This window comes from Desulforamulus hydrothermalis Lam5 = DSM 18033, assembly GCF_000315365.1.
In the GTDB taxonomy this organism is placed as follows: Bacteria; Bacillota; Desulfotomaculia; order Desulfotomaculales; family Desulfotomaculaceae; genus Desulfotomaculum; species Desulfotomaculum hydrothermale.
This window is the reverse complement of sequence record NZ_CAOS01000013.1, coordinates 179885-195551: the sequence shown is the minus strand read 5'-3', so window position 1 is coordinate 195551 and position 15667 is coordinate 179885. Positions and strand designations below refer to the sequence as shown.

Below are 15667 nucleotides of genomic sequence, written 5' to 3'. Positions count from 1 at the left end.
ATTTTCCACCCACATCTTTTCGACACATTGCAGCATCTTTAAAAATTTTTATTAAAATTTTTTAAGTATTATTGACTTTTTTTAAGAGTATTTGTAATATCATTAACAAGTAAGGGATTTTTTACAGGGGGGAGGGAATAAAACTGAAAAAGTTGCAACAAGATTTCCATCCCATTATTAAAAGCTACTTGCCGGTGGTGGAGGGACTGGGACGCAGTTTGGGACGCCATTGCGAGGTGGTTTTGCACGATGTATCCCATGCAGAAGCCAGCATCATTGCCATTGCCAACGGGCACGTTACCGGCCGGAGCGTCGGCTCGCCGGCCACTGACCTATTGATGGAGTATCTCCACAGTGATCAACAGGTTGACAGCATTATTAACTATTTAACCACCACCAGAGACGGCAGAAAACTGAAATCTTCCACCATGCTGATCCGGGACGAAAATAACCGGGTCATCGGGGCCCTTTGTCTAAACATTGATTTAACCCATTTGGATGTAACCAAAAAGCTGTTAGAAGAATTATCTTATGTAGAAACCGACCAATCGCCGGAAAGTTTTCCGGAAAACGTAGGCGATTTTTTGAATGTAATGGTGCAAAAGGCCCTGGATCTGGTAGACAAGCCCACTGCTTTGCTTAGTAAAGAAGAAAAAGTAAAGATTGTTTGGATAAAAACAAAGTTTTCAGCATTAAGGGTGCAGTAGATGTAGTTGCCAGAGAGCTGGGCGTTTCAAGGTATACAATATACAATTACCTTGATGAAATAAACGCTGGCAATATAAACAGCTAATTATGGAGGGATTGACATGATTGATTTCAGCAAAGCGGAGCCTTTTAGAATTAAGATGGTAGAACCCATCAAAATGATTTCCCGGGAAGAAAGGCAGGCCGCTCTGGAACGGGCCGGCTATAACCTGTTCCTTTTAAAAGGTGAAGAAGTGTTTATTGACTTGCTGACCGACAGCGGTACCGGTGCTATGAGTGACAATCAGTGGGCCGGTCTTATGCTGGGCGATGAAGCCTATGCCGGCAGCAAAAACTATTACAATTTAAAAAATGCCGTTGAAGATATCTTTGGTTACCAATACACCATTCCTACCCACCAGGGCCGGGGTGCTGAACAGGTATTGTTTTCTCTCCTGACTAAGCATCCGGGTGCCTACGCTTTAAGCAATATGCACTTTGATACCACCAAAGCCCATGTGGAGCTGGCCGGCGGCCGGGCAGTTAACTTTGTTATTGAAGAAGCCTTTGATACCGGTACCTATCATCCTTTTAAGGGCAACTTTGACCTTGAAAAAATGGAAGCCTTTATTCAAAAGGAAGGCAGCGAAAATATTTCCTTTATTTTAATTACTGTAACCTGCAACAGCTGCGGCGGCCAGCCTGTTTCCATGGCCAACATCCGGGCGGTTTCTGAGATGGGCAAAAAATACGGCATCAGGGTGTTTATTGACGCTGCCCGTTTTGCCGAAAACGCTTATTTTATCAAACAGCGGGAACCTGGCTATGCTGATAAGTCCGTCAAAGAAATTGTAAAAGAAATGTTCAGCTATGCAGAAGGCTTCACCATGAGCGCTAAAAAAGACGCCATTGTTAACATCGGCGGTCTGCTGTGCATTAAAGAAGATGCCGAACTGTATCAACAGTGCTGCGCCCGCACAGTACCCATGGAAGGATTTATTACATACGGCGGTCTGGCCGGCCGTGATATGGAAGCCCTGGCCCGTGGTTTGTATGAAGGACTGGATGAGCATTACCTTGCTTATCGTATCGGCCAGGTAGAATATCTGGGCAACCGGCTGCGGGAAGGCGGTGTTCCTATCCAGTATCCTACCGGCGGACATGCGGTATTTGTGGACGCTAAAAAAATCCTGCCGCATATTCCCTACTATCAATTCCCGGCGCAAGCCCTGGCCAATGAATTATACCTGGATGCCGGCGTACGCGGTGTGGAAATCGGTTCCTTCCTGCTGGGTCGTGACCCGGATACCGGTGAAAACCTGGAATCTCCCATGGAATTGTTGCGCCTGACCATTCCCCGCCGCACTTATACCAACAACCATATGGATGTGGTTGCGGATGGGTTGATTGGCATTATGGAGAAGGCTGATAAACTGGTGGGACTGGAGTTTACTTACGAACCTAAAATTTTAAGACATTTCACCGCCCGTCTGAAACCTGTTAAATAACAGCCCATCATAATTAATAACGGCAACCGGCTCCCGCTTAGGGAGCCGGCCTTTGCCAACAAAATTTATTGAACATTTCGAAAGGGGCTTGCTGTTAATGTCAGGACGTGAAACATTCTCCGGGAAAATAGGATTTATTTTGGCCTGCGTAGGAGCAGCCATGGGACTGGGCAGTATTTGGATGTTTCCCTGGCGGCTGGGCACCTACGGCGGTGCGGCTTTTCTGGTGCCCTATTTGCTCTTTACCTTTGTGCTGGGAGTAACCGGTTTGATGGGCGAATTTGGCTTCGGCCGCAGCCAGCAAAGGGGTGCCATGGGGGCCTTTGAAAATGTGTTGCGGGAAAAAGGCAAGGGCTACGGGGCATCCCTGGGAATTATCCCGGTTCTGGGAGTTACCGGTGTATTTATCTTTTATATAATTGTTTGCGGTTGGATCCTTAAGTATTTCGTCTTAGCCGTAACCAATGCCTTTGGCAGCCTTGATTTGCCTGCTTATTTCGGCGCTTTTGCCGGTCAGCCCGAAAGTATTGTCTGGCACCTGCTGGCCATGATCGTCACCCTGTCCATTGTAATTAAAGGCGTGCAGGGCGGTATTGAAAAATCCAACAAAATTATGATGCCGGCCTTATTCATAATATTATTTATTTTAATGATTCGCTCTTTAACTTTACCCGGCGCCGGCAAAGGTATCAAATTTTTGCTGGTACCCGATTGGTCCCACCTGGCCGATCCCATGACCTGGGTTATTGCCCTTGGGATGGCTTTCTTCACGGTCTGCCTGGGCGGTGCAGCCATGGTGGTTTATGGCAGCTATTTGAAAAAGGACGAAGATATTCCTTCTTCAGCCATTAACACCGCCTTTTGGACTACCATTGCTTCATTAATTTCTGCCTTTGTTACCATTCCGGCTGCCTTTGCCTTCAACATGGATCCCCAGGCCGGACCGCCGCTGCTTTTTATTACTGTACCGCAAATTTTTCAAGCCATGCCCGGCGGTTACCTGTTTGGTGTACTGTTCTTCTTGTGTGTAACCTTCGCAGCCATTTCTTCGGCAATCAATTTGATGGAAGTACCGGTGGAAGCGGTAATGGACAGATTTAAATTAAGCCGCAATAAAAGTGTAATTATAGTGGCCCTGCTGGGATTTTTAGTTGGCCTGCCGCTGGATATTAATATGAACCTGTTTGGCATGTTTGCTGATTTTGTTACTGTTTATCTGGTACCCTTCGGGGCTGTTATCGCCGCCTTTGTCTTCTTCTGGATTTACGGCGTTGACCGGGCCCGGCAGGAAATCAACCGGGGCGCTGCCAGGCCTCTGGGCAAATGGTGGGAGTTTCATGCTAAGTATGTCTTTGTGCTAACTTCTGTGGCAGTGCTTATTTTAGGTATTGTAGTGGGTGGTTTTTAACTGACTGTTATAAATCACGGCAAGGTTTATAACTTTTCGCATTTGTCAATAATTCAAATGCTGTGACCGGCGCTTTAACAAGTCGCCGGCAGGGGAATCATAAAACCGCCTTGACTTTCTTTTATCAACAATCTACAGCCTTTTCCTGCAACGGAAAAGGCTGTTTTATTTTTATAATTTCAACGTGTAATGTCACCAACCGGCTTTACCTTCCATATATTGACTATATAACATCTTAAAAAGGAGGATTGCTCATGGGTTACGGATTTGGCCCCGGGTGGCACAAACCTGGCCAGCAGCCTGGAAAAAAACCTGCCAAAAAACCAGTTCATGATAAACCGCCCGGCAAATCACCGGTGCATGAAAAACCCGCAGGTCCCAATAAACCGCCTGTCAAAAAACCCCATTTCCCTTTTGATATTAACGACTTCTTTGGCGGCAAACAACCTAAGTAAAAACGGCGCCCACGTCCTGTGGGCGCCGTTTGCTACATTGTCCAGTTTAAACTGCTAAGAACAGTTTCTTCAACTTCTAACTTTTTACCCCTGCCCATTAAATTTAATACCGCTTCCCGGGGCGAAAGATTTTCAAATAATACTTTATAAATTTGTTCGGTGATAGGCATTTCTACCCCTTGCTCTCTGGCCAGTTCCCAGGCCACCCGGGTGGTTCTGACTCCCTCAACCACCATGTTGATGCCGGCCACAGCTTCATCCAAGGTTTTCCCTTGACCGATGGCAATACCGCAGCGGCGATTGCGGCTGTGCATGCTGGTGCAGGTGACAATTAAATCACCTACGCCGGCCAGACCGGCAAAGGTAGACAGGTTTGCCCCCATACTCAGGCCCAGACGAGTAATTTCAGCCAATCCCCGCGTCATCATGGCAGCTTTGGTGTTATCCCCGTAGCCCAACCCGTCAGCAATACCGGTACCCAGGGCGATAATGTTTTTTAAAGCACCGCCCAGCTCCACACCAACCAGGTCCGGGTTGGTGTAAACACGAAAATCACGGGTCATAAATAAATCCTGCACATAACCGGCTGTTGCTATATCTTGTGAGGCGGCCACTACAGCAGTAGGAATATGACAGCCCACTTCTTCGGCGTGGCTGGGACCTGACAGTACCGCATACCGACCAAGAGCGTCCGCTCCTGCCTCGGCGGCAAACACCTCGGATAATCTCTGCCGGGAGCTTTCTTCCAGACCCTTGGCTACATTAATAATCACTGCCTCAGGTTTTATGAATGGCAAAGATTGCTGTAACAACCGGCGAAAACAATGGGAAGGAACACCAAAAACCACTGCTGTTGCCCCTGCCAGGACGCGAGCCAGGTCGGTATCGGCACTGATCTGAGGATGCAATGTTACTCCCGGCAGGTACCTTTGATTTTCCCCGTTATTAATTGCGTCAGCCAACTCACGTCGGCGTGCCCAGAGCAGCACCCGATGGTTATTCCGGGCCAGCACCTGGGCCAGGGCGGTGGCCCAACTGCCGGCACCAATTATGGCAATATTGGTCATGCCAGGCCTCCCTTCTTATGACTACTTCCGGCCAATCTTAAATTCAGTGCCGTTGAGAAGCCGCTTGATGTTGGACGAATGTTTCCAAACTGCAAAGGCAGCCACCAGCACAGAAAAAATTAAAGTTGGTTGATTATATTTAAACAGCATCATCCAGAGGGGCAAAGATACAGCTGCCAGAATAGAACCAAGCGAAACATAACGGGATAACGCCACTGTGCCCAGCCAGACCAAAAAAGCCAGCAGCAAGGGCAGCGGCGCTATAGCCAGCACCGCCCCGGCACCGGTGGCAATAATTTTGCCGCCTTTAAAGCCAAGCCAAAGGGGCCAACTGTGTCCGGCCATAACTGCCAAGGCAGCCGCCAAAACGGCCGGGTCGCTGTTGGCCAGCTGTTTAGCCAGCAAAACTGCCGCCATTCCTTTCAGCATATCCAGAACCAACACGATTAAACCAGGCCCTTTACCCAAGGTACGCCATACGTTGGTGGCCCCGATATTGCCGCTGCCGTATTGGCGTATATCAATGCCTTTCCAAAAACGCGCCAGCAAAAAGCCAAAAGGAATTGACCCCACCAAATAGGCCCCTACTGTAACTAAAATAGCGGTTACCGTAACCAAAATACATTCCCCCGAATCTTAGGAAAACTAGTGTCACTGTTGAATATTAATTTTGGGCTTCCCTTTTACGCAGGAAGAAGCGAATAGGGGTGCCGGTAAAACCGTAAGCCTCTCTGATTTTATTTTCCAGGTAGCGCCGGTAAGAAAAATGCATTAATTCCGGTTCGTTAACAAATAAAATAAAGGTTGGCGGCTTAACGCCACCCTGGGTGGCATAAAAAATTTTTAACTTTTTATGTTTGTCGCCCGGCGGCGGGGTAGTCTGTGTGGCTTCTCGGATCAAGTTGTTAAGGTCGGCTGTGGCCACACGCTTGCTGGCTTCATCCACTGCATAATCCACCGTTTCCAGCACCTTGGGTAAGCGCTGTTTGGTTAAAGCAGAAATATACAATGTCGGTGCGTAATCTAAAAAACTCAGTTCTTCTCTTATTTTTTTGTCAAATTTATTCATGGTTTTATCATCTTTTTCAATGAGATCCCACTTGTTAACTGTCAGGACAATGGCTTTGCCTTTTTCATGCGCATAACCGACAATTTTTTTGTCCTGTTCAGCCACTCCTTCTGTGGCATCAATAACCATTAAAACCACATCACAGCGGTCTATGGCCCGTAAAGCCCGTACCACACTGTAACGTTCGGCAGGCAAATCAATGCGGTTGCGTCTTCTCATGCCGGCGGTATCAATGATCACGTAATTTTTACCGTTCCGCTCAAAGGGCGTATCAATGGCATCCCGGGTGGTACCCGGTATATTACTTACAATAACCCGTTCTTCCCCTAAAATGGCATTAACCAGGGAGGATTTGCCAACGTTGGGCCTGCCGATAACAGCAATGCGAACTGTGTCCGGCGGGTAAGGATCCTCCTCCTGGGGCGGCAGCAAAGCAACCAGCTCATCCAACAAATCACCTGTATTCAAACCTTCGGCTGCAGACACCGGAATAGGTTCCCCCAGCCCCAACTGATAGAACTCATAATAAGGGATTTTGTCAAACTGTTCCACTTTATTAGCCACCAGCAAAACCGGTTTGTCGGTCTTGCGCAGGCTTCTGGCCACCTCCTCATCCAGGGCGGTTACCCCTTCCCTGGCATCCACCACAAACAGCACTGCATCGGCTTCTTTAATGGCCAGTTCAGCTTGTTTTCTGATTTGTGAAGTAATAACATCCTCAGCAAAATCCAAACCACCGGTATCAACCAAAGTAAACTCCTGCCCCCGCCATTCAGCATCCTGGTAAAGCCGGTCTCTTGTGACTCCGGGCATATCTTCCACTATGGCTATCCGGGCACCCACAATCCTGTTAAATAAAGTGGACTTTCCCACATTAGGGCGTCCGACAATGGCTACAACAGGCTTTGCCAAAGGGTTTTCCCCCTTTTCTTTGTTAGATTTTCTTATATAAATAAGTCTCACCAGATGGCATCTTGTTTAATCCCCAGGGCCGCCTCCGCCAGTTCCCGGGGATCTTCCACCACTGCCACCGCTGTCTGCAGTTGTTGGCCAACATCAGCAACCCGCAGGTTGTCCAAAAAAACATCTTCACCCCTGCGCAGCATAACCGAGGGCAAAATCAGAAGATCGCCCAGTTGTTTGCCGCGCAAGCTGTTTATAATATCGCGGGCGGTTAGCAGCCCGGTTACGGTAACCGTTTCGCCAAAAAATTTATTTTTAATAACCGCAAGATTTACCTGCAGGTTAACCACTTGGTTCAACCGTTCCGCCACCTGACGCAAAAAGGTCTCGCCTGACACGCCGGTCACCAAAGTAACGGTGCGCTGATGCGCAAGGCGCTCCGGCAGCTCCTGCCGCACCTGTTCCCACTGGTCTAAAAACAGCCGAGCCAGTCCGACGCCGTTTTCGGTTTGGGGAAAATCACCATAATTTTCGGTGGGAGGGATTGGTTTTCCTGCTATTACATAAAATTCGTCCGAGGCAAAAACAAAGGGATAATCCCAACGGGCTAAAAAGCTGCGCTGGTAGTTTTCTATCAGTGCCACCACAGCTGCAGCTTCCTCCTGGCTAAAGGGCCTTAATTCATAAAGCCCCTCCCGGTACCGGGTAATCCCCACCGGCACTACCGCCAGCGAGTGTACTTCCGGCCACAGCCCGGCCAAATCTTGAATGGTTCTCTCCAGTTCAGGGCCATCATTGATGCCCGGACAAAGCACCACCTGGGTCTGCATTTCTATACCGGCAGCCGCCAACCTGCGCAGTTGATCCATAATTTTGCCGGCGTGACGGTTGTTTAACATACGCCGGCGCAAGTCCGGGTTGGTGGTATGAACCGAGATATATAACGGCCCCAGCCTTTGCTCAATGATTCTTTGCAGTTCTGTTTCAGCCACATTGGTCAGGGTGACAAAATTGCCCTGCCAAAAAGAAAGACGATAATCATCGTCTTTAATATAAAGGGTTTCACGCATCCCCGGCGCCATCTGGTCTACAAAGCAAAAGAGGCAGCGATTTCGGCAGCGCCTGATGGGCCCAAAGGAATGCTCACCAAAATCCAACCCCAAATCTTCTTCATAATCCTTTTCAATATCAATTTCCCATTCTTCGCCTGCCCCGGTTACCACCCTGGCCACCAGTTCTTCCGCGGCACAAAGGAAACGATAATCCAATATGTCCCGCACCGGCCGACCGTTGACAGACAGCAACCTGTCCCCCGGCTGAATACCTAGTTGATCGGCAATGCTGTCTTTATCGACACCTGTAATTAATAATCCTTTGTTGTTCATATAAAATCTCCCTGTGGACGTACTGCATCAATTATCCACCATCTGCCAGTCATAGTCAAGTTTTTAGTGCTGGACAATCAGGTATGTCCCGTTTCCCAGGTCATGTACGGTGCTTTGCAACACATTGGCCAAATGACGGGCCAGCTTTTCCCGTTCTTCTTCATCCCTGGCAATCACAATCGGCAAATCCCCCGTGATGTTATCCGGGTTGACAGTAACAGCTGCCATAATGGTTCCCTTGGACATACCATCACCTCCCTCCCGGCAATTAATCGGCAGCGTACCGTCCTGCTTTGGCTTTCAACGGCCGGGTGGATGCACTTTCCAGTACCGGGGCTTTTTTTACCGCTTCAATAAGCGCCTTCATGTCAGGTTCGTTGGGAACAATATAAAAACCGACCTGTCCGGTATCCGGATCTTTGCGGAGCATAGGAGTAAACTCGGGCAAATCCACATCTTTTTTTGTACCCATAATGGTGGCGGCTGTGTGAGCAATGGCTAACCGCTGCCCTATATCATGGATGGTGGCCCGGGCATCATCATTTTTGGGCTTAATAATCACCCCCAGGCCCTCCTGTAAAATCTTGCGACGGCTGTCTTTTAATCCTACCGACATAATATTAATATGGTCCACATGCAAAATGGTATCCTTAAAGTGCAATTTAGCCGGCACCACGTCGCAAATATCACCGATGGTTTGGCCTGATTTAAAAAGCAAACTAAGTAAAACCAGCACCAAACCGCCGGCCGCACCGGGCAGCCAGCCTAAAAACTGAGTTATCAGGGAGGTAAGAAAGGCAGTGGCCATCACCAGATAGTTGCGCGCTTCAAAGGTACGGGCAATTCCTTCAATGTAATCTTTCCCCCGTTGCACCAATTCGCTTTCTTCAAGGCTTTCCAAGGTTTGCCTTTCCATGCTGCGAATTTCTCGGAATTGCTGGGCTGCCAGGGCCAGAAAGGTAAACGCCGCGTAATCCGGTTTTAACAGCGCCGGCACAGCGATGGCCCCCAGAGCCGCTGCAATGAAGCCTAGAGAAAGGTGGGTCACAAAACCATGGGGGTAACCGGGATACTGCCGGTAATCTACCCGCAATAATACCACCCGGGTTAAAAAGCCGGCTGAAATCCCGCTTATTACCACCGCCAGGTACTTTTCCATCCGATTACCTCCATGCGCTTAATCTGGCTGCTTTATCGGTTGCATCGTGATTATAAAACTGCCGCCTCCCGGTTGAAGGCGGCAGTCAAGATCTTAAGGCAGCTCATTAGTCTTCTGTCACGTCATCCCGCCGATCAACAGAGGCCCGGTCGGCCAGCTCGTCATAAACCGTGCGGCCTGCTTTTGCTTTGGTTTTATGTTTTTGGGGCTGAGGTTTCTTAACGACCAGGGGCCCCAGGTAATTGGTAAATTCCTTTCCTAAACCTGCCAAACGGTTGCCTACTCCCTTCAGGCTGCCGGCACTGATCAGCAGGAACCCGCCGCCCAGCAGCAGGGTTATCCCTAATATCCAACCCACCGCCCGCCAGCCGCCTGCCCCGCCGGCACCGGGCTGAGTAAGGCCGCCGCCGGGAACATTGCGGGTTTGCGGGCCGCCTTCAATGCCTAATACCGTAGGGATGGCGTCAGCAAACAAAGCTACCCCTCGCTCAGCTTCTCCTTTGGTGTTGGTGTGGGTACCGGCTTCAATAAGAATAGCTGTTGGCATTAAATCTTGGTTGTAATTGCCCTTGGCCATAAAAATTTCTTTGACAATGTTGGGATGCACTTTATTGGCGTAAGCCATCATCCGCCGGGCAAAATCTTTATTTGCTTCCATGTTGGGATTCTGCCGCCCCACCACCAGACGCAGCTGGCTGACCTGATTGCCCGATACATTGGCTTTATAATAACCGGCGTCCGGAATACCGTCCCGGTGCACATCAATAATGGCTATCGGGTTTTGTTTCATTAACTTCATGGCGGTACGGCGGGATCGCTGGTAAGCTGCATTATCATGGGGGTCGTGGGGGGTTTGGTCATACACCACCCTGGTTGCACTTTTTTGCTTTAGCCGGCTTACCAAACTTTTCCCCACATCATAAATACCGCCTTTAAATGGAATGCTCTCTTTGCCGTCACTGGGCACATAGGCTTCATCACTGTGGGTATGATAAATTCCTACCGTGCCGCCCTTAGGGTTAGCAGCAGCCATAGCCAGCCGCTCATCCGTATAGAATTCCTGCCAGGCCAGAAATTGTTTGTCCTGCCCAAGGGACTTAACCACCGCTTTATGTCGGTCTACCTTAATCACCCGGTAGTGATTCCCCTTGGCATTGATAATCTCGTCCCCCACATTTACCCGGCAGGCCCGGCTGATCACTTTTCCCTGATCATCCACGATATCCACTGCCTGGCCAACCAAGTGATCCACACCGTCATTAAACATTAATGAAGCAGGCTGCCAGGCCGGCAGAACTGTTTGTGACAAACCCAGCCAACCAATTATGCCAATACCTGAAAACATTAGTAAAAGGCTTAGTACTAAAATAAATTTTTTAGTCTTCAAGACGGTCAACCTCCTTCCTGGCAGATTCCCTGCGAGCTGTATCATTTGTTTTATCCCGATGTTTGTCATCTCTTGCCGGGCGGCCAAACTCCGGTTTCCTGAGACCTGCCAGCAGGGCATCCGGTTTTCCTGCCGAAGCAGGGCCGCCCTGTAATCTTTCCCTGGTTTCTCCAATCAGATCTGCCAACAGGATGGCCAAAATACCGGAAATAACAATAGAGTCAAAAGCTCCGGCACCGCCGATGCTTTTTAAGGCATTGGTGGCATTATTGCGAACCAGATAAAAATAATTGGCCATATCAGCCAGTAAAACCCCCAGGGTGGCACCGATAAAGGCACTTCGCCGGGAGCGTCCGGCAATATAGGCAATTAATGCGGCAACAATGGGGTACAAATAAAGTGTATCTAAAAATCCAAACCGGCCGGCCGGTTCCGGTAAACCGCTCATCAACCGGGTACCAACAAACCAGATAACCAGTGCTGTCAGGGCGGCAGCAATTAAAGCCCGCGCCACTTCTTTGCCGGTACCTGCTTTGGCCAGCAGATAGACGGCCAGGCCCACCGGCACCAAAGCACCGCCCAAATTAATTTCCAGGGGTACCGGCATGCCCGGTATGGGAATATCAACAAAACTGCCTACAATAAGAGCCAATATTACCACCAGTGCTCCTTTGTCTGACAGTCTCATGCGGTCCAGGGCCCGCTGGGCAACCCCAAAAAAGATGAGCAAGGATACAACAATTAAAACAATAAGTCCCAAGGGAAACCGCTCCATTAAACCTGCCTCCTTTGATAAAATTCATATCTAAAAATAGGGTTCCCGCCGACGGTTAAAATATACCGGCAGCTGCCGGCAGACTGCCGAACAATCGAAAAAAATACCGCGATTTGCCAAACACAGCAGGTAATCCGGTTGTGTTTGCACTGCGGCAGAAAATTAAAAGCGGCTGCCTATAAGACAGCCGCATAGATTGTAGACAAACATTATCGGTGGTTTATGATCCCCTTTGGCTCCGGTCTACGCACCGACAGCACTATGATTCGCTCCGTTCGCCCTTGGGGTCGCCTCAAACGGGCCCTCCTGGCCCGGTTCGGCTGGCGCCCACGTCCTGTGGGCGCCAGCCCAATGGCTCCTTCGCTCATCAAGTGCTGTTACCGGTGCTTCGACAAGTCGCCGGCAGGGGATCATAAAACCACCTCACTTTGTTTTACAACCTTTGTCGACACTCTAAAGCGGCTGCCTATAAGGCAGCCGCATAATAGGGTATTTACTTATCTTCTTTAAACATGTCGCCAAATACATCGCCCAGAGTAACCCTTTCCTCAGGGCTTTCAATTGCCTGGGGCTGGGGAGCCGGCTCTTCCTGTTTGCGCTGGCGGGATTCCCGGGCAGACCGTCCTTCACCGCTTACTTCACGAATGGAAAGGCGGATGCGTTTTTCAGCCGGGTCAACATTAAGCACCTTAACGTTAACCTCATCGCCCTCGTTTACCACATCCTCCGGCTTTTCCACATGCTGGGCAGCTAAGTGAGAAATGTGTACCAGCCCCTCAACCCCGGGTTCTAATTGTACAAAAGCGCCAAAGGGAGCCAGGCGAACCACTTTGGCAGGCACCACGCTGCCGACAGGATATTTTTCTTCAATGTTATCCCAGGGGTTGGGTAAAACTTGTTTGAGACCGAGAGAAATTTTTTCGTTCTCCCGATCTACCTTCAATACCATTACTTCCAGCTCATCACCGGCTTTTACCACTTCCTGGGGATGGTTAACCCGGTGCCAGCTCATTTCTGAAATATGCAGCAAACCGTCTAAGCCGCCCAAATCTACAAAAGCACCAAAGTTGGTAAGACGTCGTACTGTCCCTTTGACAACCTGGCCTTCCTGGAGGGAGGCCAGCAGTTCTTCCCGCCGGCGGGCATGCTGTTCTTCTAAAACAGATTTACGGGAAACAACCACTTTTTTACGGTGTTTGTTCAGCTCAATGACACGTACTTCAATTTCCTGATTGAGGTATTTGGATAAGTCTTCTACATAACCACGTTCCACCAGGGAAGCCGGTAAGAAAGCTCTTATGCCAACATCTACCAGCAAGCCGCCTTTAACAACCTCCCGGACTACACCTTTAATCACGGTGCCTTTTTCCAAAGCCTCTTCCAGGCCGCCCCAGGCCTTTTCGGCGTCAGCCCGTTCTTTGGAAAGGATAATTTTCCCTTCATTGTCCTCGGCTTTAATGACAACGCACTCTATTTCATCCCCGACTTTTACAACCTCCTGGGGATCTATACCATAAAAAGCCAGCTCCTTCCGAGGAATTACACCCTCGGACTTGGCGCCAATGTCTACCATTACTTCATCCATGCCAACTTGAACAACTACGCCTTTGACTAATTCCCCGGGTTGGGGAGATTTAACTTCCATTGCTTCGTTCATTCCTTCTTCGCCGTTGGTCATCTGGTCCAGATCCTTCATCCTTCTTTTAACCTCCTCTATAATTGCGTCAGGTGTTGAAGCACCCGCTGTCAGGCCGAGAATTCGATGGCCGTAAAACCACTCTTCCCGCAGCTCCTGCGCAGATTCAACATGATAGGTGGGAGTCCCGGTTTCCTGACAAATCCTGGCTAGTTTTTTGGTATTGGCACTGTTTTTGCCGCCCACCACAACCATAACATCCACTTTTTGAGCCAGTTCCAGGGCAGCGCGCTGGCGTTCTCCGGTCGCATGGCAAATGGTGTTGCGTGCATCCACTTCTACTCCTTGTTTTTCAAGCGCTTCAACCAATTTCAGGTAATTAGCCAAAGGCTGCGTCGTCTGTGCCACGACCCCTACCTTAGGGTGATCCACCCGACTTAATTGATCAGCATTTTCTATTACCACACCCATACCCATGGCCCAGCCCAGAATACCTTGCACCTCGGGATGACCCGGGTCTCCCAGGATGAAAACAGGCAAGCCCTGCTCGGCCATAGCATGAGCCGCCCTTTGGGCTCTTGCCACAAAGGGACAAGTTGCATCAATTATTTCCAGGCCTTTTTCTCCGGCTTGCTGAAAAATTTGCGGGCCCACCCCATGGGATCGGATAATGATGCTGCCTTCTGTCACTTCAGCCAGGTCATTTATTTCTTTTACCCCCTGCCTGGCCAAATCTTGCACCACTTGTGGGTTATGAATTAACGGCCCCAAGGTATAAATGTTTGCTTTTTTTACCCTGGCAGCCTGCAAAGCCATTTCAATGGCGCGCTTTACACCATAGCAAAATCCGGCCTTGTTGGCCAATAACACCTCAATAAAGACCACCCTCTGTCCTTTTATTAAATTACCCGTTATTTCATTAAATTTTTAATTCTGTCCATTAATTGTTGGCTAAGCTCCTCCAGTTCCGCTTTGCCGGGCTTACCGCGCCACAGTTCCGGCAGGTAGATGGGTTCGCCAATGTTTACCGTAATTTTATTAAATATACCGCGGGTGCCCTGTAAAGAAACCGGCAGAATCGGCACATCCGCTTTAACCGCCAGCATGGCTGCTCCAATGTGTGGCTTTTGTAAGTCACCGGTTTTACTTCTGGTTCCTTCCGGAAAGATTCCTACCATATGGCCGCCCTGCAAAAGCTCCAGGGCCCTGCGAACAGCATGGCGGTCTGTTTTATCACGGTTAACCGGAAATGCACCCAGCATGGTAATAACGGTAGACAAAACAGGTACTTTAAATAACTGTACCTTGGCCATAAAGTGAATACGCCGGGTCAGAGCACATCCTAAAACCACCGGGTCCAGATTGCTGACATGATTGGCCACTACCACAACGCCGCCGCCGGCAGGTATATGTTCTGTTCCCTTTACCTGCCAGCGGCGCCACACCAGCAACAACCAGCGGATAATCACCCGGAGAACTGTATAAAGCATGGTATCCTCCTATTGATTCTTCTCAAGCCAGGAAATAATGCGGTTAACCACTTCATCAACGGTCATGCCGGAACTGTCCAGGATAACGGCGTCAGCAGCAGGTACCAGCGGCGATACCTTGCGGTGACTGTCCCGGTAATCTCTTTCCTGGATCTCCTTGATCAAACCGGTTATATCCACGGTATAACCTTTCTCGGCCATTTCTTTGGCACGCCGACGGGCCCTTTCTTCTGCCGAAGCGGTGAGAAAAAATTTGGCTGTAGCATGAGGCAATACCACTGTTCCAATATCCCTGCCATCCATAATTACATCCGTCTCACCGGCCATTTGGCGCTGCCGGTCAACCAAAATCTCCCTTACGCCTGCCACTCCCGCCACCACAGAAACACAACGGGTAACCTCAGGGGAGCGGATGGCTTCCGTAACATCCTCACCGTCCAGCAATACTGTTTGCCGCACGCCGGGAATTAGCTGAATATTGGTTGCCCTGGCCAACTCAGTTAAGGCAGCGGCATCGTTCAGGTCTACTCCCCGTCGCAAAGCCTTCAGGGTAACTGCCCGGTACATGGCACCGGTATCAATATATAATAATCCCAACCTGTGGGCTACCAGTTTGGCAACCGTGCTTTTGCCTGCACCGGCCGGCCCGTCAATGGCTATACAGACTCTTTGTGACAATCGGTGCTACCTCCAAAATAATGGGCTAAGCTGCAACAGCATTTAATTTTTTCGACATTC

Annotated in this window: 16 protein-coding genes; 5 read left to right on the top strand and 11 right to left on the bottom strand. The window is 49.5% G+C overall.

Annotated elements, in window-relative coordinates:
• The first annotated feature begins 152 nt into the window (after nucleotides 1-152).
• The 4 genes from DESHY_RS11035 (at nucleotide 153) to DESHY_RS11025 (ending at nucleotide 3603) form a co-directional block, all read left to right on the top strand.
• The gene (locus DESHY_RS11035) at nucleotides 153-707 is read left to right on the top strand and encodes a helix-turn-helix transcriptional regulator (RefSeq protein ID WP_008412777.1); all 555 of its coding nucleotides are present in this window, start codon (nucleotides 153-155) and stop codon (nucleotides 705-707) included.
• Nucleotides 668-793: a helix-turn-helix domain-containing protein gene (locus DESHY_RS14900; RefSeq protein ID WP_082210491.1), complete on the top strand. Its 126-nt coding sequence runs from the start codon at nucleotides 668-670 to the stop codon at nucleotides 791-793. The genes DESHY_RS11035 and DESHY_RS14900 overlap by 40 nt, the downstream gene beginning before the upstream one ends.
• 16 nt (nucleotides 794-809) lie before the next feature.
• On the top strand, nucleotides 810-2195 hold the full coding sequence (locus DESHY_RS11030) for a tryptophanase (RefSeq protein WP_008412776.1): 1386 nt from the start codon (nucleotides 810-812) through the stop codon (nucleotides 2193-2195).
• A gap of 97 nt (nucleotides 2196-2292) precedes the next feature.
• Nucleotides 2293-3603: a sodium-dependent transporter gene (locus tag DESHY_RS11025; RefSeq protein ID WP_048818126.1), complete on the top strand. Its 1311-nt coding sequence runs from the start codon at nucleotides 2293-2295 to the stop codon at nucleotides 3601-3603.
• Between the two features lie 487 nt (nucleotides 3604-4090).
• Here DESHY_RS11025 and DESHY_RS11015 read toward each other — a convergent pair whose 3' ends face one another.
• The 8 genes from DESHY_RS11015 to DESHY_RS10980 all read right to left on the bottom strand — a co-directional run bounded on the left by DESHY_RS11015 (nucleotide 4091) and on the right by DESHY_RS10980 (nucleotide 11803).
• The gene (locus tag DESHY_RS11015; RefSeq protein WP_008412774.1) at nucleotides 4091-5125 is read right to left on the bottom strand and encodes an NAD(P)H-dependent glycerol-3-phosphate dehydrogenase; all 1035 of its coding nucleotides are present in this window, start codon (nucleotides 5123-5125) and stop codon (nucleotides 4091-4093) included.
• A gap of 21 nt (nucleotides 5126-5146) precedes the next feature.
• Nucleotides 5147-5743, bottom strand: coding sequence for a glycerol-3-phosphate 1-O-acyltransferase PlsY (gene plsY / locus DESHY_RS11010; protein WP_008412772.1), 597 nt, complete (start codon nucleotides 5741-5743; stop codon nucleotides 5147-5149).
• A gap of 46 nt (nucleotides 5744-5789) precedes the next feature.
• Complete coding sequence (der, locus tag DESHY_RS11005; RefSeq protein WP_008412771.1) at nucleotides 5790-7106, bottom strand: ribosome biogenesis GTPase Der; 1317 nt, start codon at nucleotides 7104-7106, stop codon at nucleotides 5790-5792.
• Between the two features lie 47 nt (nucleotides 7107-7153).
• On the bottom strand, nucleotides 7154-8482 hold the full coding sequence (locus tag DESHY_RS11000) for a DUF512 domain-containing protein (protein ID WP_008412769.1): 1329 nt from the start codon (nucleotides 8480-8482) through the stop codon (nucleotides 7154-7156).
• Nucleotides 8483-8545: 63 nt separating this feature from the next.
• Entirely contained in the window at nucleotides 8546-8728 is a 183-nt protein-coding gene (locus DESHY_RS10995; protein ID WP_008412768.1) for a capping complex subunit for YIEGIA, read from the bottom strand.
• Nucleotides 8729-8750: 22 nt separating this feature from the next.
• A complete protein-coding gene (locus tag DESHY_RS10990; RefSeq protein WP_008412766.1) occupies nucleotides 8751-9641 on the bottom strand; it encodes a YIEGIA family protein in 891 nt (296 codons plus the stop codon).
• 106 nt (nucleotides 9642-9747) lie between these two features.
• Complete coding sequence (spoIIP, locus tag DESHY_RS10985; RefSeq protein WP_008412765.1) at nucleotides 9748-11028, bottom strand: stage II sporulation protein P; 1281 nt, start codon at nucleotides 11026-11028, stop codon at nucleotides 9748-9750.
• Nucleotides 11018-11803: a DUF1614 domain-containing protein gene (locus tag DESHY_RS10980; RefSeq protein WP_008412763.1), complete on the bottom strand. Its 786-nt coding sequence runs from the start codon at nucleotides 11801-11803 to the stop codon at nucleotides 11018-11020. Before DESHY_RS10980 ends, spoIIP begins: the two co-directional genes overlap by 11 nt.
• A 222-nt stretch (nucleotides 11804-12025) precedes the next feature.
• Between DESHY_RS10980 and DESHY_RS13740 the strand changes: the two genes are divergently transcribed.
• Entirely contained in the window at nucleotides 12026-12313 is a 288-nt protein-coding gene (locus DESHY_RS13740; protein ID WP_235695567.1) for a hypothetical protein, read from the top strand.
• Here DESHY_RS13740 and DESHY_RS10975 read toward each other — a convergent pair.
• From DESHY_RS10975 to cmk, 3 genes are read right to left on the bottom strand one after another with little or no spacing between them, the layout of a single operon-like run.
• Complete coding sequence (locus tag DESHY_RS10975) at nucleotides 12297-14315, bottom strand: bifunctional 4-hydroxy-3-methylbut-2-enyl diphosphate reductase/30S ribosomal protein S1 (protein ID WP_174269714.1); 2019 nt, start codon at nucleotides 14313-14315, stop codon at nucleotides 12297-12299. The genes DESHY_RS13740 and DESHY_RS10975 overlap by 17 nt on opposite strands.
• A gap of 35 nt (nucleotides 14316-14350) precedes the next feature.
• Nucleotides 14351-14929: a lysophospholipid acyltransferase family protein gene (locus DESHY_RS10970; protein WP_008412760.1), complete on the bottom strand. Its 579-nt coding sequence runs from the start codon at nucleotides 14927-14929 to the stop codon at nucleotides 14351-14353.
• Nucleotides 14930-14938: 9 nt separating this feature from the next.
• The gene (gene cmk / locus DESHY_RS10965) at nucleotides 14939-15607 is read right to left on the bottom strand and encodes a (d)CMP kinase (RefSeq protein WP_008412758.1); all 669 of its coding nucleotides are present in this window, start codon (nucleotides 15605-15607) and stop codon (nucleotides 14939-14941) included.
• Nucleotides 15608-15667: the final 60 nt, after the last annotated feature.

Bases quoted from the DNA above. Each gene is read 5' to 3' on its own strand.
- DESHY_RS10970 (WP_008412760.1), bottom strand. From the start codon at position 14,929: ATGCTTTATACAGTTCTCCGGGTGATTATCCGCTGGTTGTTGCTGGTG.
- DESHY_RS13740 (WP_235695567.1), top strand. From the start codon at position 12,026: ATGATCCCCTTTGGCTCCGGTCTACGCACCGACAGCACTATGATTCGC.
- DESHY_RS10995 (WP_008412768.1), bottom strand. From the start codon at position 8,728: ATGTCCAAGGGAACCATTATGGCAGCTGTTACTGTCAACCCGGATAAC.
- DESHY_RS11000 (WP_008412769.1), bottom strand. From the start codon at position 8,482: ATGAACAACAAAGGATTATTAATTACAGGTGTCGATAAAGACAGCATT.
- DESHY_RS11030 (WP_008412776.1), top strand. From the start codon at position 810: ATGATTGATTTCAGCAAAGCGGAGCCTTTTAGAATTAAGATGGTAGAA.
- DESHY_RS11015 (WP_008412774.1), bottom strand. From the start codon at position 5,125: ATGACCAATATTGCCATAATTGGTGCCGGCAGTTGGGCCACCGCCCTG.
- DESHY_RS11025 (WP_048818126.1), top strand. From the start codon at position 2,293: ATGTCAGGACGTGAAACATTCTCCGGGAAAATAGGATTTATTTTGGCC.
- DESHY_RS10990 (WP_008412766.1), bottom strand. From the start codon at position 9,641: ATGGAAAAGTACCTGGCGGTGGTAATAAGCGGGATTTCAGCCGGCTTT.
- DESHY_RS10980 (WP_008412763.1), bottom strand. From the start codon at position 11,803: ATGGAGCGGTTTCCCTTGGGACTTATTGTTTTAATTGTTGTATCCTTG.